Source organism: Nocardia sp. NBC_01499 (assembly GCF_045040275.1).
Classification (GTDB): Bacteria; Actinomycetota; Actinomycetes; order Mycobacteriales; family Mycobacteriaceae; genus Nocardia.
The window spans coordinates 9,338,782-9,357,292 of sequence record NZ_CP109426.1 but is presented as its reverse complement, the minus strand read 5'-3'; the positions used below and the strand labels follow the sequence as shown (position 1 = coordinate 9,357,292).

General features: G+C 66.2%; 23 protein-coding genes and 1 pseudogene. 16 read left to right on the top strand and 8 right to left on the bottom strand.

Translation table 11 applies throughout. The features are described 5' to 3' along the window. Nucleotides 1-8: 8 nt before the first annotated feature. The 4 genes from OG203_RS42475 to OG203_RS42460 all read left to right on the top strand — a co-directional run bounded on the left by OG203_RS42475 (nucleotide 9) and on the right by OG203_RS42460 (nucleotide 2,792). Nucleotides 9-419: an amidase family protein gene (locus OG203_RS42475; protein ID WP_405162841.1), complete on the top strand. Its 411-nt coding sequence runs from the start codon at nucleotides 9-11 to the stop codon at nucleotides 417-419. Beyond that, the gene (locus tag OG203_RS42470; protein WP_405162840.1) at nucleotides 401-790 is read left to right on the top strand and encodes an amidase family protein; all 390 of its coding nucleotides are present in this window, start codon (nucleotides 401-403) and stop codon (nucleotides 788-790) included. Before OG203_RS42475 ends, OG203_RS42470 begins: the two co-directional genes overlap by 19 nt. Before the next feature lie 185 nt (nucleotides 791-975). Further along, nucleotides 976-2,181, top strand: a complete 1,206-nt coding sequence (locus OG203_RS42465) for a glycoside hydrolase family 76 protein (RefSeq protein WP_405162839.1) — start codon at nucleotides 976-978, stop codon at nucleotides 2,179-2,181. Nucleotides 2,182-2,387: 206 nt separating this feature from the next. Continuing rightward, entirely contained in the window at nucleotides 2,388-2,792 is a 405-nt protein-coding gene (locus OG203_RS42460; protein WP_405162838.1) for a hypothetical protein, read from the top strand. 175 nt (nucleotides 2,793-2,967) lie between these two features. On the opposite strand, the gene OG203_RS42455 is transcribed toward OG203_RS42460, so the two are convergent. Beyond that, a complete protein-coding gene (locus OG203_RS42455; RefSeq protein WP_405162837.1) occupies nucleotides 2,968-3,585 on the bottom strand; it encodes a TetR family transcriptional regulator in 618 nt (205 codons plus the stop codon). A 169-nt stretch (nucleotides 3,586-3,754) separates the two neighbouring features. On the opposite strand from OG203_RS42455, the gene OG203_RS42450 reads away from it, so the two are divergent. Next, entirely contained in the window at nucleotides 3,755-4,972 is a 1,218-nt protein-coding gene (locus tag OG203_RS42450; RefSeq protein WP_405162836.1) for a phthiocerol/phthiodiolone dimycocerosyl transferase family protein, read from the top strand. Between the two features lie 3 nt (nucleotides 4,973-4,975). On the opposite strand, the gene OG203_RS42445 is transcribed toward OG203_RS42450, so the two are convergent. After that, entirely contained in the window at nucleotides 4,976-5,896 is a 921-nt protein-coding gene (locus OG203_RS42445; protein WP_405162835.1) for a PLP-dependent lyase/thiolase, read from the bottom strand. Nucleotides 5,897-6,106: 210 nt separating this feature from the next. Here OG203_RS42445 and OG203_RS42440 point away from each other — a divergent pair, with 210 nt between their 5' ends. Next, nucleotides 6,107-6,772, top strand: coding sequence for an epimerase (locus OG203_RS42440; protein WP_405162834.1), 666 nt, complete (start codon nucleotides 6,107-6,109; stop codon nucleotides 6,770-6,772). Here OG203_RS42440 and OG203_RS42435 read toward each other — a convergent pair. Beyond that, nucleotides 6,769-7,566, bottom strand: coding sequence for a helix-turn-helix domain-containing protein (locus OG203_RS42435; RefSeq protein ID WP_405162833.1), 798 nt, complete (start codon nucleotides 7,564-7,566; stop codon nucleotides 6,769-6,771). The genes OG203_RS42440 and OG203_RS42435 overlap by 4 nt on opposite strands. Nucleotides 7,567-7,689: 123 nt before the next feature. On the opposite strand from OG203_RS42435, the gene OG203_RS42430 reads away from it, so the two are divergent. Next, nucleotides 7,690-8,628, top strand: coding sequence for an NAD(P)H-binding protein (locus OG203_RS42430; protein WP_405162832.1), 939 nt, complete (start codon nucleotides 7,690-7,692; stop codon nucleotides 8,626-8,628). Here the strand turns inward: OG203_RS42430 and OG203_RS42425 are convergent. Beyond that, complete coding sequence (locus OG203_RS42425) at nucleotides 8,582-9,361, bottom strand: class I SAM-dependent methyltransferase (protein ID WP_405162831.1); 780 nt, start codon at nucleotides 9,359-9,361, stop codon at nucleotides 8,582-8,584. The two genes, OG203_RS42430 and OG203_RS42425, sit on opposite strands and share 47 nt — an antisense overlap. Nucleotides 9,362-9,578: 217 nt before the next feature. Here OG203_RS42425 and OG203_RS42420 point away from each other — a divergent pair, with 217 nt between their 5' ends. The 3 genes from OG203_RS42420 (at nucleotide 9,579) to OG203_RS42410 (ending at nucleotide 12,477) form a co-directional block, all read left to right on the top strand. Beyond that, nucleotides 9,579-10,382: an SDR family NAD(P)-dependent oxidoreductase gene (locus OG203_RS42420; RefSeq protein WP_405162830.1), complete on the top strand. Its 804-nt coding sequence runs from the start codon at nucleotides 9,579-9,581 to the stop codon at nucleotides 10,380-10,382. A gap of 23 nt (nucleotides 10,383-10,405) precedes the next feature. Next, nucleotides 10,406-11,119, top strand: coding sequence for a DUF2306 domain-containing protein (locus tag OG203_RS42415; protein ID WP_405162829.1), 714 nt, complete (start codon nucleotides 10,406-10,408; stop codon nucleotides 11,117-11,119). Nucleotides 11,120-11,619: 500 nt separating this feature from the next. Next, nucleotides 11,620-12,477: an NAD(P)H-binding protein gene (locus OG203_RS42410; protein WP_405162828.1), complete on the top strand. Its 858-nt coding sequence runs from the start codon at nucleotides 11,620-11,622 to the stop codon at nucleotides 12,475-12,477. 18 nt (nucleotides 12,478-12,495) lie between these two features. On the opposite strand, the gene OG203_RS42405 is transcribed toward OG203_RS42410, so the two are convergent. After that, complete coding sequence (locus OG203_RS42405) at nucleotides 12,496-13,029, bottom strand: GNAT family N-acetyltransferase (RefSeq protein ID WP_405162827.1); 534 nt, start codon at nucleotides 13,027-13,029, stop codon at nucleotides 12,496-12,498. 267 nt (nucleotides 13,030-13,296) lie between these two features. On the opposite strand from OG203_RS42405, the gene OG203_RS42400 reads away from it, so the two are divergent. From OG203_RS42400 to OG203_RS42390, 3 genes and pseudogenes are all read left to right on the top strand, one after another. Then, on the top strand, nucleotides 13,297-14,169 hold the full coding sequence (locus OG203_RS42400; protein WP_405162826.1) for an LLM class F420-dependent oxidoreductase: 873 nt from the start codon (nucleotides 13,297-13,299) through the stop codon (nucleotides 14,167-14,169). 147 nt (nucleotides 14,170-14,316) lie between these two features. Further along, a pseudogene (locus OG203_RS42395) lies at nucleotides 14,317-14,385 on the top strand (hypothetical protein); the annotation flags it as partial. 74 nt (nucleotides 14,386-14,459) lie between these two features. Continuing rightward, nucleotides 14,460-14,603, top strand: coding sequence for a hypothetical protein (locus OG203_RS42390; RefSeq protein ID WP_405168210.1), 144 nt, complete (start codon nucleotides 14,460-14,462; stop codon nucleotides 14,601-14,603). 56 nt (nucleotides 14,604-14,659) lie between these two features. Here OG203_RS42390 and OG203_RS42385 read toward each other — a convergent pair whose 3' ends face one another. Next, on the bottom strand, nucleotides 14,660-15,553 hold the full coding sequence (locus tag OG203_RS42385; RefSeq protein ID WP_405162825.1) for an alpha/beta hydrolase: 894 nt from the start codon (nucleotides 15,551-15,553) through the stop codon (nucleotides 14,660-14,662). A 41-nt stretch (nucleotides 15,554-15,594) separates the two neighbouring features. On the opposite strand from OG203_RS42385, the gene OG203_RS42380 reads away from it, so the two are divergent. Continuing rightward, nucleotides 15,595-16,068: a MarR family winged helix-turn-helix transcriptional regulator gene (locus OG203_RS42380; RefSeq protein ID WP_405162824.1), complete on the top strand. Its 474-nt coding sequence runs from the start codon at nucleotides 15,595-15,597 to the stop codon at nucleotides 16,066-16,068. 43 nt (nucleotides 16,069-16,111) lie between these two features. On the opposite strand, the gene OG203_RS42375 is transcribed toward OG203_RS42380, so the two are convergent. Both OG203_RS42375 and OG203_RS42370 read right to left on the bottom strand, forming a co-directional pair. Next, on the bottom strand, nucleotides 16,112-16,906 hold the full coding sequence (locus OG203_RS42375) for an alpha/beta fold hydrolase (protein ID WP_405162823.1): 795 nt from the start codon (nucleotides 16,904-16,906) through the stop codon (nucleotides 16,112-16,114). 173 nt (nucleotides 16,907-17,079) lie between these two features. Next, complete coding sequence (locus tag OG203_RS42370; RefSeq protein ID WP_405162822.1) at nucleotides 17,080-17,526, bottom strand: hypothetical protein; 447 nt, start codon at nucleotides 17,524-17,526, stop codon at nucleotides 17,080-17,082. 235 nt (nucleotides 17,527-17,761) lie between these two features. Here OG203_RS42370 and OG203_RS42365 point away from each other — a divergent pair, with 235 nt between their 5' ends. Both OG203_RS42365 and OG203_RS42360 read left to right on the top strand, forming a co-directional pair. Further along, the gene (locus OG203_RS42365; protein WP_405162821.1) at nucleotides 17,762-17,920 is read left to right on the top strand and encodes a hypothetical protein; all 159 of its coding nucleotides are present in this window, start codon (nucleotides 17,762-17,764) and stop codon (nucleotides 17,918-17,920) included. Continuing rightward, complete coding sequence (locus OG203_RS42360; RefSeq protein WP_405162820.1) at nucleotides 17,913-18,503, top strand: helix-turn-helix domain-containing protein; 591 nt, start codon at nucleotides 17,913-17,915, stop codon at nucleotides 18,501-18,503. The genes OG203_RS42365 and OG203_RS42360 overlap by 8 nt, the downstream gene beginning before the upstream one ends. Nucleotides 18,504-18,511 lie beyond the last annotated feature (8 nt).

Genomic DNA, 18,511 nt, shown 5'->3' with positions numbered 1-18,511 from the left:
AGGGTGGCGTGAGTTTGCTTGCCGAACAAACCCGTTGGTTGGACGCGACCGATCAGGCCGCACTCGTCGCCTCGGGGGAGGTGAAGCCAAGCGAACTCGTTGAGGCCGCGATCGAGCGGATCGAGCAGTTCGACCCGGCCCTCGGCGCGGTCACCCTGCGTTACTTCGACCAGGCGCGCGCGGCCGCCGCGGCGGCACCGACCGGACCGCTGGCCGGTGTTCCGTTCCTGATCAAAGACCTTTTGACCGATGTCGCGGGGCAGGTCTGCACCGACGCCAACATCGCGCTGAAGGCCAAGGCCCAGCCGGCCGAGACGGACAGTCCACTGGTGGCGCGCTTCCGCGCTGCCGGGCTGATCTTCGCCGGACGGACGTCGAGCCGCTCAACTGGACTCTCGACGTGCTCGGCGCCGAGGTGAGCGCCGCGGATCGGCAGGCAGCACTCGATGGCGTCGCCGGGTTCGCCCGGTCCGTCGTGAGCTGGTGGGACGACCACGACCTGCTGCTCACCCCGACACAGGCCGAACCGCCGCTGCCGAACGGCACGCTCGGCTCCGACCCGTCGGACCCGCTGGCCCCACTGCGCCGCAGCCAGCAGTTCGCGCCGTTCACCCCGTTCGTCAATTTCACCGGCCAGCCCGCGATCACCCTGCCCCTGCACGTAGGGGCCGACGGTCTGCCGATCGGCGTGCAACTGGTGGCCGCGCCCGGCCGCGAGGACCTGCTGCTGCGGGTAGCCACGCAACTGGAGATCGCGGCGCCGTGGCAGGACCGCCGCCCGAATCTGTAGCTCGCAACGGGTAGCGACGCGGCCGACCGCGTTCCTCGATCCGACACCGGCAGGAGCCGCGCTCGGCGGTTGACGCCTGCCCTGACGCGGTCGCTCACCGAGCCGCGGTGGTCGTTGCGGGATAGAATAGAACCGCATGGTTTCCGGCTGCGGTGATCGTTGTTCAGTAAAGGGAGTCCGAGCGGATGGATCGCCGGAACAAAGGAATCAGCCGGCGCAGGGTGCTATTGGCAGGTGGCGCGTCGGTCGCGTTGTCCGTGGTCGCGGAGCCGACGCAAGCGGTGATGATCACGCGGAAAGTGTCCGCTGGTCCCGAGGAGCCGGGTAAGCGGGCGGACCTCGCGGAACAGGCGATCGTGCAGCGGCACGTGCGCACGCTCTGGGGGCAACCACAGATGCGGCTCGGCACGCTGCTCTGGCCAGCGTCCTTGCTCGACCAGTCGTTCATGCGATGGTGCTACTGGTGGCAAGCCCACCTGCTCGACTGTGCGATCGACGCCGCGTACCGCGCCCGCACCCCCGAACGCATCAGCCGGGTCGCCGCCGTCGCGCGCGGCATTCGGACCCGCAACCTGACCGGCTGGACCAACCGGTACTACGACGATATGGCGTGGCTGGCGCTGGCGCTCGAACGCGCCGACCGGCTGCTCGGTATCCGGTTCGGCGATGCCGTCGGCGACCTGAAAGCCGACTTGATCGACGGCTGGAACCCGGCCGTCGGCGCGGTGCCATGGCGCTCCGGCGACGAGTACTACAACACCCCCGCGATCGGTCCGACCGGTATCGCGATGGCACGGTTGGGCGAAGTGTCCCGCGCCGGACAACTCGCGGACTTCCTGTACACACGATTGCACGACACCAAAAGCGGCCTGATCCTCGACGGTGTCCACGAGCCAGGCGGACGGGTAGAGCGGACGGTGCACACCTACTGCCAGGGCGTTGCCATCGGGCTGGAGACCGAATTGGCCTTGCGCACAGGAGAATCGGACCATCGCAGGCGCGTGTCGGCCCTCGTTGACGCAGTCGGGGAAGGGCTCACGGACGCCGGGGTGATCGCCACGGCGTCCGGGGACGACTCCGGGTTGTTCATGGGAATCCTCGCTCGATATCTCGCGGAAGCCGCACTGGCGCTGGGCGATACCACCGCCGCGAATATCGTGCACGTGTCCGCACGGGCAGCCTGGAAAAACCGCGCCGAGGTGGACGGATTACCGCTGTTCGGCGTGGACTGGACCCGCCCGGTCACCGTGCCGCAGCCGTTGGGAACCTTTCCCCAGCTCACGCACTCGTCCACCGTTCCGTCGGCGAACCTGAGCCGCGACCTCTCGGTACAGCTGAGCGGATGGATGCTGCTCGAAGCGGATTACCAGCTCGCCGCCGCGGGACGCTGAGTCCGTAGCGGCCGCTGCCGACCAATAACTCCTCGACGCTCCGAGCTGGGCCATGTGATCGCCTGCCTATGGCTGATCGCGGTGTCAGCGGAAGTATCAGGTGCGTGTCAGGTCGGCATCAGTCGGCCCGGCGACAGTGTGTCCATCGAACAAACGACCGGCACCGACACAGTCAGTGCCACAACCGATTTCGAGGAGTACACGACATGTCCACCACCATCAGCCTGACCGACCAGGACAAGAGCACCCTGCGCACCGCCGCCTACGGCGCCGTCGCACTGATGGCCGCCTCCGGCGCACCGCACAGGGGCATCACCCACGGCTCCATCGCCCTGACCTCGGCGACCGGACTGATCGGGCACGTGCTCGCCGCCAAGTCCAAAGACATTCACCTGCAAGGCAAGTCCGTCGCCGACCTCGCCGACCACGTACTGCCGAGCCTGACCGCGGCCATGCACCTGCTCGGCAACCAGCATCCCGGCGAGGCCGACAACTTCCGCGACACCGTCCTGGTCGCCGTCGAAGCCGCCGCCCAGCCCCGCAAAGGCCAGCCGAGCCCCGCCGTGGCCGCGATGGCCCGCAAAATCACTGCGGCCCTCGACGCCGCCTGACGAATGCCTAACCGGCACAACACAGTTGGTCGCGGGGTCCGCTCCGGACCCCGCGACACGGAAAACCCCAGGTGCGGCCACCGCCCATCGAACCCAGGGACGGCCGAGCGGCCGCTAGTGTCCGCGCGACAGCGGGTCGACATTGGCCCCAGGACAAGACCAATCCCTTTCACGTTCACAGGGTTGGCAGCTCCCTGCACAGCCGCCGATAGATGGCGAGCACCGGCGGTGCGCCGAGAGCCCCTGTGGGCGAACCGGTTTCGTTCCATTCCCGGAATGCGGCGAACAGGACCGTACCGGCGACGGCGAGCATGAACCGCACCCGTGAGCGTGCCGTGGCGGGGATTGTCGCGAGCAATCCGTCGGTGCGCTCGTTCGCCGCGGCCGTTGCCGCCGCCATCAACTGTGGCGATGACGCGACGACCTTGTACATCCGCGCCGCCGCACCGACGTCCGCGTCGTTGTCGATCTTTGCCAGCACGCTGCCGAACGCTTCCTCGACGTCGCGCAGGCGCACCTCGTGCGGATCGGTCCGCGCGAACAGCTCATCGACGGCGTCGCTGATCCCCCACGGGTCGTAGACGAGCGCGCGGTCCCTGGTCGCGAAGTACCGGAAGAACGTGCGCGCGGAAACCCCGGCGCGCGCGGCGATCTCATCGACGGTGACCTGGTCCGTGCCGCGCTCAATGGCCAGCGCCACCGCGGCCGCATGAATCTCCAGCTCGGTCTGCCGCCGTCGGCGTGCCCGCAGATCCGGATTTCGGCGCTCCGCGGGGGTATCTGTGTCCGGCATCACTCCAGCCTAACAAAGTGACAGAAATTACCATCATGACAGTTGGTGCCGCCATGGCAGAGTCTGTCATTCGAGCTTAGCCTGTCGGTAGCCGGCCTCCCCCTACCAGTGCCGATAGGGGTCGGTTCGAGGCTTCTCTACCCCCGGTGAAGTCGAAGGAGCCAAGTTCATGACGTCGTCACAGCTGTTGGTTCGCCCACTCGCGCCGAGCGAGATGTTCTATTTCCGGTTCGGGGTCTACGTGGGGTATTCCGCGCAGGTCCGCGGCAAGCTCCATCAGGCCGCGCTGTCGCAGGCATTCGAGATCCTGCGTACGGCTTACCCGATCCTGTCCGCCCGGCTGGTGCTCGACCACACGAGCAAGCCGTCCATCGAAGCCGCTCCGGAACTGCCCGCCGCGATCGACGAAGTAGCAGGTCCCACCGACGACCCGCTGTTCGGACTACCGGACCTGAACGACCGGGCCTCAGCGATTCACACGGTCCTCGGCAGCGACGACACCGCAACGGTGACCCTGCTGACCCATCACGCCATCGCCGACGGTCACCACTCGCTGCACCTGCTATCCGAACTGTGGAACTTCTATACGGCCTGCGTCGCCGACGCGCCGACCGTTCCACCTCGTCACGACTACCCCCATTCGCTCGAGCACCTACTCGAGCAGCGCGGCATCGCCACCGGGCCAGTTGTCGAGCCGCCGGACACGGACGCGTTCGCCGCCTTCGTCGACGCCGATAACCTGTCGAGCCTCCCCGAGCGCATTCGTATTCGCCTGTCCGCCACCGACACCGCGGCCCTGCTCGCCACCGGGCGTAACCACGGAACCACGATCAACGGGTTGGTCTCCGCCGCACTGCTGGCCGCCACCGCGCAAAGCCGCGGCGTCGATATCGACACCCTCCACTACACCTACCCCGTCGACCTGCGCACCCGACTCAGCCCCCGGATCGGATACCCGGAGGGGACCAATGTGCTCGGCATGGCCTACTTCGTTGCGGCTCCGCGCAGCGACGACGACCTCCTCGCGCTGGCCCGAGCGGTCACCGGCACACTTCGCGAGGGACTCGCCACCGGCGAATTGTTCACCTGGAGCGCCCAATTGATGTCCACGGCCGCCGAGGGCGGTTTCGCACCCGCCGCCGAAGGGGGTCTGTCGCCATTGCTGGTGTCGACGAACTGGGGGGTCATTCCGCACTTGCCCACCCCCGCCGACCTCGTCATCGAAGACTTCCATCCCGCCATGCCGAACGAACCGTTGTCCGCCGTCGCGCCCTACGTCATCACGACCTACGCCGGTCAGCTCACCATCGATGCCGCAGCCGACGCCCCCGACACGAGCCGACTCATCGCCGAGCATCTGCACAACTTGGCCCAGCTTGCGCATTAGCCCTTAGAGGCCTTTGAAGCCATGCGAGGCGGCTACCACCACCGTGGTTTCCGAAGGCCGGACGCGTCCTTGTCGATGCAGGAGTGCGAGTGCCGCGAACGCGGCATTGGAGCTGGGTTCCCAGCAGTATCCGAGGGACCACATGCGCCGATGCCATTCCGCGGCAACGGGATCCGACACGACAACCGCGCCACCTTCGGAACCGGTGGCCGCCACGACCGACTGACGTGTCGTGGTGTCTCCGGCGATGGAGGGAAGTAGGCGGGTTTCACCCCGAAAGGTTGTCCGCCAGTCGGTGCCCTGCTCGAGCACCGCGTGTAGTCGTGGAAACGGTTCAACCAGATACAGCCTTGGCATGCCCCTCGCGATGTCGGTGAACCCCCGATAGATTCCGTGTGCGAGATCCCCACGCGAACTGGGAATCACCATGGCATCGGGAGGTCCGCCGTGTGCCGTCATGATCTCGTCGGCGATGCCCTTGAAGTACTCGATACCGAAGGGAGAGCATCCGACAACGGGTACAACGTAATTGGTGGCATTGAAAGCCTGCCCGGACGAACACCGAGCAGCGACGAATTCCCATCGATCGTCATAGGTGTCGAAGATCTTCACCTCCGCCCCGAGTGCGCGGAGGTGCTCGACAAGCTGTTGCGGCACATCCGATGTCATCGCGATAACGCCCTGGACGTCGTTGGCCGCGCAGAAGGCACTGATCGACAAGGCGGCGTTTCCCGACGACGCCGCGACCACCGTGTCGAATCCGGTGACCTTCGCCCAGCCGACCGCGCCGAGCCCGAACCTGTCCTTATGCGATCCGGTGGGGTTGCGGCTCTCGTCCTTGACCCACACCTGCGACCCGAGCCCGACCCGCTCGCTCAGTCGCTGAAGCGGAGTCGCCCCGGCCCCCAACGTGATCGGGTCCACGAGCGGAAGCTGAACCGACCCGTTCTCGGAAGAGTCGTAGACGCAGTACAGATTGGACGGCGCCCCCGCCCGCAGACACGCCGGACATCCCGACGGAAAGTGCACCGGCTCGTATTCGCGTGCGCAGGATATGCACCGTAGAGCGGTAAGGAACGTGTTGATCGAGACTGTCACAGGTATTCCCCCGGCCGTTCAGGCAAGATTCCTGACATGAAGGTAATCCTCTTCGGCGCGACCGGCATGATCGGGCAAGGGGTCCTCACCGAGTGCTTCCGGGACGAGCGGGTCGAACAGATCCTCGCGGTCGGGCGCGGCTCGCTGGGTATCGAGCACCCCAAGCTGCGCGAGCTGGTCCAGCCCGATCCGACAGATCTGTCCGCGATCGCCGGTGAGCTGCCGGAGTTCGACGCCTGCTTCTTCTGTCTCGGCGTCTCCTCCGTCGGCATGAACGAGCAGGACTACCGCCGGATCACCTACGACCTGGCCTTGCGAGCCGGTCGCACGCTTGCCGCCGCGAACCCGAAGCTGACGTTCATCTATGTCTCCGGGCAGGGCACCGACAGCACCGAGCAGAGCCGCTCGATGTGGAAGCGGGTGAAGGGCAAGACCGAGAACGATCTGCTCGCACTTCCCTTCCAGGCGTACATGTTCCGGCCCGGATTCGTGCAGCCGATGGACGGTGTTGTCTCCAAGACTCGGTTGTATCGCGCCGCATACGCACTCATCGGGCCGCTGATTCCACTGTTCAAGCGGCTGGCGCCGAACGCGGTCAACGACAGTCGGGAGATCGGTCGCGCGATGATCGCCGTCGCGGCCTCGGGGGCGGACACTCGGGTGCTCACGCCCCGGGAGATCACCGCGCGAGCCACGCTCTAGGCAGCGAGCACTCCTAACGCGTGTTCGGAGTCGGAGCCCGGCTCGGCTTGGTAGATCCACAACTGCGACTCGGGATGATCGGGAAGGGTCATCACGTGCTGGTAAAGCGTGAGCGGACCCACTACCGGATGGCGAAAGTGTTTGACGGCGCTGCCTTTTCGGTGAATGTCGTGACGCGCCCACATCTGACGGAACTTGCCGCTGCGCAGCGACAGCTCCCCGATCAGCTCGATCATCTGCGGCGCGTGCGGTCGGGGTCCGGCGGCGGCCCGCAGCGTCGCGACGGTGCATTGGGCGAGCTGGTCGGGGTCCTCGACGAAACGGGTCACCGCATCGTCGAGGAAGGCCATTCGAGCCAGGTTGTCCCGCAACGGTATTCCGTCGTAGAGGGCATCGGCGGGCCCATTGCGGGCGATGACCTCCAGCCAGGGCGTGACGAGCATCGCCGGGGTGGTGATCTGCGGTAGCAGCCCGGTCAATGTGCGATGGGTGTTCCCGTGCGCTTTCGGCGCGGGTCTGCTGGGCGCGGCGAGAGCGCGCAGGTAGGTGTGCGCGTCGTAGTCGAGCCGCAGTGCTCGGGCCAGCGCGTCCAAGACCTGGGTCGAGGGGCGTTTCTCGCGACCTTGCTCCAGGTGCACGTAGTAATCGGTGCTGACCCCGGCCGACATCGCGACCTCTTCCCGGCGCAGGCCCGGAACCTGGCGTGCCGCACCGGGAATCAGCCCGACCTGCTCCGGGCGCACGAGCGCACGCCGCGCGCGCAGGAATTCGGCAAGGGCTCCCGGTTTCGTCACGCTGTCCAGATTATGCGTTGCCCCTGTTTCGGGGTGGGTGCGTCAGCACTACCCCGCAGCCGCGGACCGCTCCTACCGTCGACAACATCGAAGAGACACCGTCGCGAAAAGGAGAACGACCTGATGTTCGTGGTGACCGGAGCGACCGGACGTACCGGGCGGGTAGTGGTCGATGAGCTACTTCGAGCTGGCCGCGCCGTGCGCGCGATCGGACGCGACAGCCAAGGCCTGGCACCGCTGGCGGCGGCTGGTGCGGAGCCGTTCGTGGCCGAGCCGACCGACCGCGCCGCACTCACCGACGCCTTCACCGGCGCCGAGGGTGTCTACGTGCTGGTCCAGCCCAACTACATCCCGGACAGCCCGGACTTCCCTGCACATCAGCGAACCATCGTCGACGCCATGACCGCAGCACTCTCGACCGCCGGAGTCGGACGGGTGGTGACCCTGAGCAGTTGGGGCGCGGACAAACCAGCTGGCACCGGCCCGGTCGTCGGACTGCACCAGCTCGAGCAACAGACCAACACCCTCGACGCCGCCGTAACTCACTTGCGGGCAGGCTATTTCATGGAGAACCTACTCGGCCAGATCGAGACCATCCGCGGCGCCGGGGTCGTCGCCGTGCCGTTCGATCCCGATATCGCCATGCCGTTCATTGCCACCGCCGACATCGGCCGAGCCGCCGCCCACAGTTTGCTCACCCCGAGTGCCGGGTCGGACATCCGCGAGCTGCATGGTGAACGCGATCTGAGCATGGCTGAGGTCACCGAGGTCATCGGCACGATCGCCGAGCTGCCCCGGCTGCGCTACGTGCAGCAGTCGATCGAGGAATTCGCCGCGGCTCAGCGTCGCGCCGGAGTGTCGCAGAACGTCACCGGCCTCATGGTCGAGGTCGTGCACGCGATCAACTCGCGGCACACCGTGACGCTGCAGCCACGCTCGCCACGCACCACCACCCCGACCAGTATTGAAACCTTCGTCGCCGAAACGCTTGTGCCGCACCTTCAGTCGGCGTTCGTCACAGTCGCCGGACGCGCAGCACGCAGGTCAGCATCGGGAGGGTGAACTCACCGCGGGCGGTCTCCGGGCGGCTCGCGAGGAAAGCGCGGATCCGGCCCAGCGTGGCCTGTTGCTCTTGATCCGGCATGACCAGCATCCCCGCGCGCGTCGCGAGCGTCGCGACGAGTGAGTCGGCGGTGCGCCGCTGCCCGTGCGGGAACTCGGCCTGCTCGGGCGAGCCGAACCGGGCGGCCGCGCCAGACTTGGGACGATGCAGGTCGGCCGTCTCGGCACGCCAGCTGACGGGCAGGTCACGCGGACCGATGGCCGCGCTCCCGCTGATCTCTGCGAGCTCGGCAACCCAATCGACCCGGTCGTCCATGACGTTCCACAGACCAGCAAGCACGCCAGCGGGTGTGAGAACTCGGGCTATCTCGGGCCCGGCGACGTCCATGTCGAACCAGTGCATGGCGTTCCCGGCCAGCACGGCATCGACGGACCCGTCCGGCAGCGGAATCGCCTCGGCGCTCCCCGCCAGGGCACGAACAACCGGCAGAGCGCGACGCAACTCGGTCAGCATCGCCGGATCGGGTTCGACCGCAACGACTTCGGTACCCAGCGCGAGCAGCGTTCCGGTTAGTTTTCCGGTTCCGGCGCCGAGGTCGAGCACTCGCGGACCAGGCGCGCGTTCGAGCGCCCACCGCACCGCGGTCTGTGCGTAGTCCGGGCGGTGTTCGGCGTATGCGACAGCCGCAGTGCCGAACGACGAGCTGAGAAGTCGCCGGTCATCTTGGTGCACGCAATCACCCTACCTACCTGTGATGTCCCGGGGGCGCTTCCTCGACAGCCCACAACCGTCACCTTACGGTTCAAAACTTACAGCCGTTACCTCTTGCCTTCGCTCAACTTCCAGTCGTATCCTTACATCCGTTAGCTCAAGGGATCGAACCCGATGGACTCGTTCCCCGAGCGCTCGCACAAGCCGGAAGTAGGTCCGATCAATGCAGGTAGATCGCATGAGCAAGGTGTGGTTCATCACCGGTGTCTCGCGGGGGTTCGGCCGGGAATGGGCTTCGGCCGCACTGGAGCGGGGCGATCGAGTGGCGGGCTCCGCTCGCGATATGGCGGCCCTGAACGATCTGGTCGCCGAGTACCCGGCAACGTTTCTGCCGTTGCGGCTCGATGTCACCGACAAGGACGGTGTTCGCATCGCCGTCGAGCAGACGGCGCGGCATTTCGGGCGGCTCGACGTCGTGGTGAACAATGCCGGATACGCACAGTTCGGCATGATCGAGGAGCTCACCGAGCAAGAGATCAGGGCGGAGCTGGAGACCAATCTCCTTGGGCCACTGTGGGTTACGCAGGCGGCGCTACCGATTCTGCGGGCGCAGGGCAGCGGGCACATCATCCAGGTATCCAGTCTCTGGGGAGTTGTGGCGTCGCCGAATGTTGGCGCGTACGCCGCGTCGAAATGGGCACTGGAGGCCTTGTCACAATCCTTGGCCGCCGAGATCGCCGATTTCGGCATTCACGTCACCGTGCTCGAACCCGCCAGCTACGACACCGGGTTCACATTGACCCAATTCACCACGGCGCATCCGGCTTACGACAAGGTCCGCGCCGTCGACTACTCCGGGCAACGCTTCGGCGAACCCGGCGCGACCCGCTCCGCACTGCTGGCCCTTGTCGACGCCGAGAAACCACCGCTGCGCCTGCTACTCGGGCACTCAGCACTGCAGATCGCGACGGCGGAGTACGAATCCCGGCTCGCGGTGTGGAACGAATGGCAACCGATTACCGAAGCCGCACAGGGCAACTGACCTAAGTATTGGAGTTTTCTCGCATGTCCGCAGTCATGTCACAGGCCGTTCGCCGTCGCTGGTGGTGGTTCTTGTGGAGTCTTCTTGTCCTGCTCGCGATCGGTATCGCGGGCTACTTCGTGACGCCGTACCTGTTCGGCAGCTCGACCGTGCCGATCGACAGAGCTATCCCCGGCTATTACGTGAGCCTGGTGGTGCACGCGGTGCCAGCGGGCCTTGCCTTGATTATCGGGCCGTGGCAATTCGTGCCGCAGTTACGGAAGCGCTTTCCTAAATTGCACCGGACAGCGGGCCGGGTGTATTTGGTCTCGGTCGTGGCCGCCTCGGCCGCGGCGTCGTACTCCGCGGCAGTGACGCCGAGCGGTTTCCCGTTGCAGGTCGCGTTTTACATGCTGGTAGTTGCCTGGTTGTACACGGCCACAAAGGCTTATCGAACGATCCGGCGCCGTGAAGTGCAGTTGCACCGAATCTGGATGATCCGCAACTATGCGTTGACCTTCGCCGCCGTAACCCTGCGCCTTTACCTGCTCGCAGGCACGCAGGCGTCGTCGATCTTCCACCTGTCACTGGCGTACCGGGATATCTATACCGCGAGCGCGTGGGCCGCTCTCCTCGGCAACGTCCTTGTCGCCGAATACTTCATCATCCAAACCACATTGGCCCCGCTGGCCCGCGCGGCGCGGCGGCACACCACCACGGTCACCGAGACGCCGCAGCCGTTGAGCCAAAGCCGCTAGGGACTTCTCCGTCTCGAGTAGGCGAGCGCACGTGAACGGCTAAGTGCGAATAGCACATTCGCCGTGCCGTCTCCCCTGGTGATCATGCCAGGCAAGAACTCGAGCAACGTGTAGACGCCGAGCGGCATGAGCTCTCGCACGCGCTGGGGCGTCAGGCCGAGCACCGGGACAAAGCCGTCAGCCGCGGCACCGTAGTAGAACGCGTCGAGGTCGCCGACCGTGGCACGGATCCGTGCGGCCAGCCCGGTGACGGCATCGGTATCGGCCAGGTCCGCCGTGATGACGTGCGCGGTCGTGCCGGTCAGCTCTATTGCAGCGTGGCGCGCGCATCATCGACGATTGCGAGCGGCGGTTCTTGGCCGCGCTCGGCAAGTCGCACGCCGAACAGCTGAAAAACGGCCTGCATACGGTGATTGTGGCCAACCAATAAGCCTATGCGGGTTGCACTTTGAGCTAGACACCCAAGCGGGGCGCCGGGCGTGGGCAGGTTAGGGTCGCTTATGACGACTCGGCCTATTGCCGTGACGGGGGCATCCGGGAATATCGGTGGTGCCGTCGTGCGGGGTCTGCTGGAAGCCGGACAGGCGAATGTGATCGCGTTGGCCCGGGACGCTGGGCGGGTCATTGATCTTCAACGCGCAGTGCCGGTGCGCAGTGCCGACTACCGGTCCCACACGCAGATGGCCTCAGCTCTGGCCGGGGTCGGGACGCTGGTCTTCATCTCCAGCGATGGCGAGGCCGCGTCGATGCTCGTCCATCACATCAACGTTGTGGACGCGGCCGTCGCGGCCGGCATTGACCACATCGTGTATCTCAGCATCCTGGACATCGAGCCGGACTCCCCGTTCTGCTTCGCCCCGGTGCACCGCGAGACCGAACGAATGCTCCGGAACAGCGGCCTCGCACACACCATCGTGCGGGCCTCCATCTACGGCGAGTTCTTCACACAGTGGGTCACCAAAGCAGCCAGCTCCGGCGAACTCACTCTCCCCATGGGTTCCGGACGGGTCTCACTCGTCGCCCGTGACGACGTCGCCCGCTGCCTGGTCGCCTGTACCCTCCAACGCTCAGCCTCCCTGGTGCAAGCGACTGGCGCACGCAGCTATGACCTGGCCGAGTTGGCCGCGCTAGCCAGCCGGTTCAGCTCTCGTGCTGTCACAGCCATCGACGTCGAACTACCAGAATTCTGTTCCCTTCTCCTGCGCGACCATCTCACCCCGTGGTGGGCCTACGCCTACACCAGCATGTTCGCTGCGGTGCGTGAACAACGCTTCCGCACCGTCACCCACGACATCACCACATTGACGGCACGCAGCCCGATCTCCTTCGAGACGATCACAGAACATGTCCTCGATTGACGAGTTCGAAGACGCGAGTCAGATGGTTCGCGCTGCCGGAATGATCGGACGATCGTCGGGACCTGGATTCCGGTTCACCTCGGTGCCGAACATCCCCGGCTCATCGAACGCGAACCCCATGGCCCGCAGGAACTCTCGGCCAGAATGCCAGCCAACGGCGGTATGGGTACGGATGGTCTCGAATCCCCGCGATCGCGCCTCGCCGAGTAACGCATCCACGACCGCACGACCCAGCCCGCGACGCCGGAACTCGGGACGAATCACGAACAGTCCCAACGAGATCGCCTGCGGATGCGGATAGCGCTGCACCGCGTCGATCATCCCAACGACCCGGCCGTCGACTTCGATTACCAACAGCACCTTGTCGTCGAGATCCGAGCCCTCGGGCAGCACGTAATACAGGCTCTGCACATCGCCGGGCGCCGAAGGCTGCCCGGTCTCCGCGACGAACCAGTCCTCCGACGCCGCGAACACCTCCAGCACCGCCGCCTCGTCCTCGGGCACCAGATCCCGCACCACCACGGACAGACCGCCGACCGTCAAATCCGCCACGCCGCGAACTTACCGCCCGGACCACGACGATGAGAAAGCTCCCTCCTTCGACCACTCGACCATCGACATGCGTGACGTGGGCTGACAACTCCGATACGCGCTGCTGGACAAACGATCACGGGGAACTGACGTAACTCACCTCTCGGCCGATGCCGCCCTCAGTTCCCCGTGATCATCCGACCAACAGCAGTCGGTGTCCTGCTCGCTCCGCCGCAGGTGAAGGGGTGGGGTGGTGCGAACTGTGGGTGGGGGTGGTAGGAACGAGACGTGGTTGGATTTCGCTTCGGGGTAAATATGGTGTCGCCGGGTCCGCGGGCCGGGTGGGTGGACAAGGCTCGTCGCGCGGAAGTGCTCGGGTATGACGTTTTCGCCGTGCCGGATCACCTCGGTATGCCCGCACCGTTTCCGACGTTGTTGCTGGCGGCGGAGGCCACCGAGCGAATTCGGTTGGGCACCTTCGTGTTGAACACGCCGTTCTACAATCCGACGCTGCTTGCCCGGGATGTTGCCGCACTGGACCAGTTCAGTGGCGGCAGGGTCGAGCTGGGGCTGGGGGCGGGATATGTGAAGGACGAATTCGATGCCGCCGGAATACCGTTCCCCACCGCGGGCGCCCGCATCGATCACGTCGAGCAGACCGTGCTCACCCTGCGCAAGCTCTACGCCGACCCCGAATACCAACCCGCGCCCGCACGTCCGGAGGGGCCGCCGATTCTGATCGCCGGATCGGGAAACCGGTTGCTGCGCATGGCCGCTCAGCACGCCGATGTGATCGGCCTGCCCGGTGCCGCCGCTCCGAAATCCGGTCCGCTGAGCGCCGCGAGCGCGGACGAGGTCGCCGAACGCGCCGAATACGTGCGCGGTTTGCTCGGCGAGCGTCGCGATCGAGTGGAACTCAACCTCTTGGTATGGGCGGTGGCCACCCCGGCGGAGCGGGACACCGTTGGCGAACGGGTGCGCCAGTCCCTGCCCGGATTCACCGACGACCAGATCGGCGCCGCACCCGCGGTCATGGTCGGCACACCACAGCAGCTCGCCGATAGCGTGCGCGAATGCCGAGAGCGTTACGGAATCACGTATTTCACTGTGCTGGAACATGATCTGGAGAGGTTCGCGCCAGTCATCGAACTACTGAAGTAGTCCGGCGGAGCCTCTCCCGGCACGGCGCGCGAGAAGCTCTGTGAGCCTTGGCTTTCCGGGTCCGGTGGATCATCGCTTCCACCAACGCCACCCGCAGGAGCGTCACCCTCGCTAACGGCACGCTCACCGAACCGAAACCTCGCCCTCGTGGACGTCGTGCGGGAGGTCGCCACGGAGCTCGGCCGCACACCCGCCCAGGTCGGGCTGGCCTGGCCCCTGCGGAGCCCGGGCGTAACGGCACCGGTTATCGGCGCACGCATCACCGCGCAGCTGGGGACAATCTCGGCGCCATGGAGGTCGAGTTCACCGCCGCCCAACTGGCCCGCCTCGATGAGGCCAGCGCGATCGAGCTCGGGTTCCCGCACGACGTGCTCGCCCGCGCCACCACCCCCGCATTGACCCGCGGCGACCTGAAGATCGAAACCCGCCGCTAGATTTCTTGCCGCGAGTTGTCCGTCGCGGCAAGGCTTCCGGGAGTGACCGCGACACGTCAGCCGATGCGCTGGCCGAGGAAGTGTGCCGCGCGGTCCAGGGCCTCGTCGGCTTCGTCGAGCATGCCCGTGAAGGACTGGAACACGTGGGGCAGGTCGGCGGTGATGTCCAGGATGACGTCCACACCGGCCGCTCGCGCGCGGGCGGCAAGGCGGGTGGAATCGTCGAGGATCATTTCGTTGGTGCCTGCTTGCAGGAGCATCGGCGGGAAGCCGCTGAGGTCGGCGAGGGTCGCCGGGCTGAGCAGGGGCTGGTGTGGATCCTGCCCGGCGAGGTACATGGCGCCGTTATGTTCCAGGCTCTCGCGGGTGAACAGCGGGTCGGTCGCCGCTTTGGTGTCCATGCTTTCGCCCGTGCGGGTCATGTCGAGTCCGGGTGAGAACGCCACGAGCGCGGCGGGCATGGGCAGGCCGGCGTCGCGGGCGGCAAGGCAGGTGGTGACGGTCAGGCCGCCACCGGCGGAGTCTCCGGCGAAGGCGATGGTCGACGGGTGTTCGCCGCTGTCGAGCAGGGCTCGGTAGGCGCTGAGCGCGTCGTCGATCGCGGCCGGGAACGGGTGTTCGGGCGCGAGTCGGTAGTCCAGTGAGTAGGCGCGAAATCCGGTGCGGGTCACCAGGTTCGCGGTCAGCGACATTGCCGTCTCGGGTGAGCCGAAGACGAAGCCGCCGCCGTGGAAATACAGGATCGTCCCGGCTCGCGCCGCGTTCTCCGGTTCGACGAGCACGGCGGGCCGGTCGCCGAGTGTCGTGGCTCGGGTGCGTATCTCGGTCGGTACGTCCATCTGGGCCATCAGAGCCCGGAATCCCGCGCGGATCTCCGCGACCGAGCCGATTCCCGCAGGTCGCGGCTGCCGCAGCAGCGCATCGATTTTCGCACGTTGTTCCTTGCTCATGTACACCTTCCCAAGAAGTATCTTCCAGTACACTATATGCCATGGAATCTAAAACGGGTAGCGATGCCGTCGACCTGCCGGGATTGTTCGCCGATCTCGTCCGGTGCGAGACGCGGCTGTACAACGCGCTCAACGATCGCCTTCGCGAGCGGCACGGGATCGTCACCTCGCAGTTCGAATCCCTGCGCTACCTGCGCGATCACCCCGGAGCCCGGGTGGCCGACCTCGCGAGCGAGTTCGCCGCCGGTGTCGGGGCGATCAGCAAAGGTGTCGATCGCCTGGAGAAGCAGGGATGGATTGCGCGGCAACCGAATCCGGCGGATCGCCGGTCGTCACTTGTGGCCCTGACGGCCGACGGCGCACGCCTCGTCGAGGCAGCGGAGCAAACTTTCGCCGAGCGGCTGACCGAACTGCTCGGCACTCTCGCCGGTCCATCGTTGCCGACTGTCGCACAAGCCCTTTCGCAGCTGCGCGGCGTGCTCGAGCGCGACCAGGTCGGCCTGCCCGCAGGGTGATCGACATCGCCACCTTCGTGATGTGCGAGCCAACCGTCCGGGCTCAGGGTGCGTTGAGGAACGCCGTGACTTCGGCGACATAGTCTTCGCGTGTGACGATCGCGTGCCCCGCGTCGGGGTACATCACCAGCCGTCCGTGTGGCATCAGGCGCGCGGTTTCGGCGAACATCTCCGGCGTCCAGAAGTAGTCCCGCTCCCCGCAGATCACCAGGGTCTCGGTCTCGATCGCGCCGAGCCGGTCGTGCACGTCGAACTGATCCTCCGCGCGCAGCAGCGCGATAGGGTCGGCAGGATTCGGGACCTTCATCAACACGGTCAGCCGCATCGGTATCGCCAGCAGCCGTTGCAGTACGCGATTCTGCGTGAATCCGGCGACCAGCGCGTCGGCGCGAAGCCGGCCGTCCCGTTCCAAGCTGGCAATCATCGCCAACCCCGCCCGCTTCGCCAGTGGCCCCAACCGGTAGGCCGCGCTCGCCACCACAGCTCGGCGCACCACCTCGGGATGGTCGGCAATGAGCTGCAGTGTCAGGTCTCCGCCGGTCGAGTGGCCGAGCACATCAACTGGCTCACCGAAGTGCGCGGCCAGGCCCGTCGCATGGCTGGCGGCAATGTCGGCGAACGTCGCGCCGACCGGAAGGCCAGGCGCACGACTTGTGTAGTACACCTCGAAACCCGCGCGGGCCAGCGGCTCCACGCTCGCCATGGCGATCTTGAGCATCCGGCCCGTTGGGTTGGCGTGATCGAGTGCGAACCCCGCGAGATACACCAGCGGCCGACCACTACCCACCCGGAGATAGGGCTCACCACTGGTGAAGACGCCCTCGACTACGGCTCCCACAGGCCTCCTTTCGACTCCGCCCTTGCCATTTGGCGGCGTGCCGCCGAGGTAGCTCCCCCATTCCGTTCAGGTCGCCAGCGCGGCTTATCTCGTCCCATCATGCACGGATATCGCCATGACAGCGAGTCATCCCAAAGGTGTTGCATCCCGGTGGCTTTCACTGCGGCGACCCGTTACGGGAGGGCTACCTGGCCGTACAGATGACCGTGGACAGTCGGATCGTTGGCGAGCACGAAATCCACTACGTCCCAGAACTCTTGCACGCGAGGGTGAGCCAGTCCGTCCTCGCGCGAGAGCAGCGTTCCGTGGATCTGGCCGCCCGATCCGTCCTGGCACGCCGGAACCAATGTCGCGGCAGGATGCGGGCTTCCTTGCACGGGCCCGACTCGGCACCCGAACGTCACGTGGTCGTCGACGATGTTCTCGCTCCAGGTGCCAAGGATGACGTCGATCCATGTCTCGTGCGGCTGATCGGTGTGGTGATAGGAGTTCGCGTAGTACACCGCATGCACCTCATCACCGCGACTGACGAAATTCCATGTCCGCTCGACGGGTTCGCCGCAGCACGCGCACTCATATGTCCTGACCTGACGCCCATCGAGGTCCATTGCCAATTCCACTCGCCAGACGCTACCCATTCCGGAGGCAAGACACCTACCCGAGGTAGGACAGGACCTGGTCATGCACCTGCGGCAGATCCTGCGTGGAGACCCGCTGCCCGCCGGTTACACAACCCGCACCAACTGACCGGCCGCACGCACCCGACATGACGACGTCTCGGCTCACCGTGAACCCGTCCGGTCCGCGCCGAGCGGTGCCCCTGTTCGGCGCTCCGTTCGAGGGGACAGACCAGGGATGCGATGTCGCGGAATCACCATCGGCGACAGCGAATTCGGCTACGCCAAGCTCGCCATCCGCTGCGCGATCACCCTGGTCGACCAGCGCCCGCTTCGGCAATCCAGCAAACCCATTTGCGGAAAATGCAAGGCGCGGGCACAGTGCACCTATGAGTGATGATGCGGTGCTTGCCGCGGTCGGCCCCCGCCTGCGCGAGTTGCGGCGTCGCCGCGATGTCACCCTGGCCGCCCTGTCGGAGACCACCGGGATCGCGATCAGCACCCTGTCCCGGCTGGAGTCCGGGCAACGCAAACCGGGTCTTGAACTTCTGCTGCCGCTGGCCAGGGCCTACCGGGTGCCGGTCGACGAGTTGATCGGCGCCCCAACCGAACTCGACCCACGAGTGCAGCTGCGGCCGTTCACCCGCAACGGCATGACCGTCGTGCCGCTGACGCGCAATCCCGGCGGACTACAGGCGTTCAAACACATCGTGCCCGCCGGTCTGACCGAGGGTCGCGAACCCGACCCTCGCTCGCATGAGGGCTACCACTGGCTCTACGTCCTGCGCGGCCGCCTACGCGTCATACTCGGCGACAAGGACCTCGTCCTCACCGATGGCGAAGTCGCCGAATTCGACACCCACCTCCCGCATTGGTTCGGCAACGCCGACGACCACTCCGTGGAATTCCTCAGCATCCTCGGCCCCCAGGGCGAACGCGTGCACATCAAAGCCCGCTATCGCCCCGACGACCCTCGCTGAAGAAATAC

Coding starts and splice junctions, on each gene's coding strand:
- OG203_RS42465 (WP_405162839.1), top strand. CDS start 976: ATGGATCGCCGGAACAAAGGAATCAGCCGGCGCAGGGTGCTATTGGCA.
- OG203_RS42460 (WP_405162838.1), top strand. CDS start 2,388: ATGTCCACCACCATCAGCCTGACCGACCAGGACAAGAGCACCCTGCGC.
- OG203_RS42455 (WP_405162837.1), bottom strand. CDS start 3,585: ATGCCGGACACAGATACCCCCGCGGAGCGCCGAAATCCGGATCTGCGG.
- OG203_RS42450 (WP_405162836.1), top strand. CDS start 3,755: ATGACGTCGTCACAGCTGTTGGTTCGCCCACTCGCGCCGAGCGAGATG.
- OG203_RS42440 (WP_405162834.1), top strand. CDS start 6,107: ATGAAGGTAATCCTCTTCGGCGCGACCGGCATGATCGGGCAAGGGGTC.
- OG203_RS42430 (WP_405162832.1), top strand. CDS start 7,690: ATGTTCGTGGTGACCGGAGCGACCGGACGTACCGGGCGGGTAGTGGTC.
- OG203_RS42420 (WP_405162830.1), top strand. CDS start 9,579: ATGAGCAAGGTGTGGTTCATCACCGGTGTCTCGCGGGGGTTCGGCCGG.
- OG203_RS42415 (WP_405162829.1), top strand. CDS start 10,406: ATGTCCGCAGTCATGTCACAGGCCGTTCGCCGTCGCTGGTGGTGGTTC.
- OG203_RS42410 (WP_405162828.1), top strand. CDS start 11,620: ATGACGACTCGGCCTATTGCCGTGACGGGGGCATCCGGGAATATCGGT.
- OG203_RS42390 (WP_405168210.1), top strand. CDS start 14,460: ATGGAGGTCGAGTTCACCGCCGCCCAACTGGCCCGCCTCGATGAGGCC.
- OG203_RS42385 (WP_405162825.1), bottom strand. CDS start 15,553: ATGAGCAAGGAACAACGTGCGAAAATCGATGCGCTGCTGCGGCAGCCG.
- OG203_RS42380 (WP_405162824.1), top strand. CDS start 15,595: ATGGAATCTAAAACGGGTAGCGATGCCGTCGACCTGCCGGGATTGTTC.
- OG203_RS42365 (WP_405162821.1), top strand. CDS start 17,762: ATGCGATGTCGCGGAATCACCATCGGCGACAGCGAATTCGGCTACGCC.
- OG203_RS42360 (WP_405162820.1), top strand. CDS start 17,913: ATGAGTGATGATGCGGTGCTTGCCGCGGTCGGCCCCCGCCTGCGCGAG.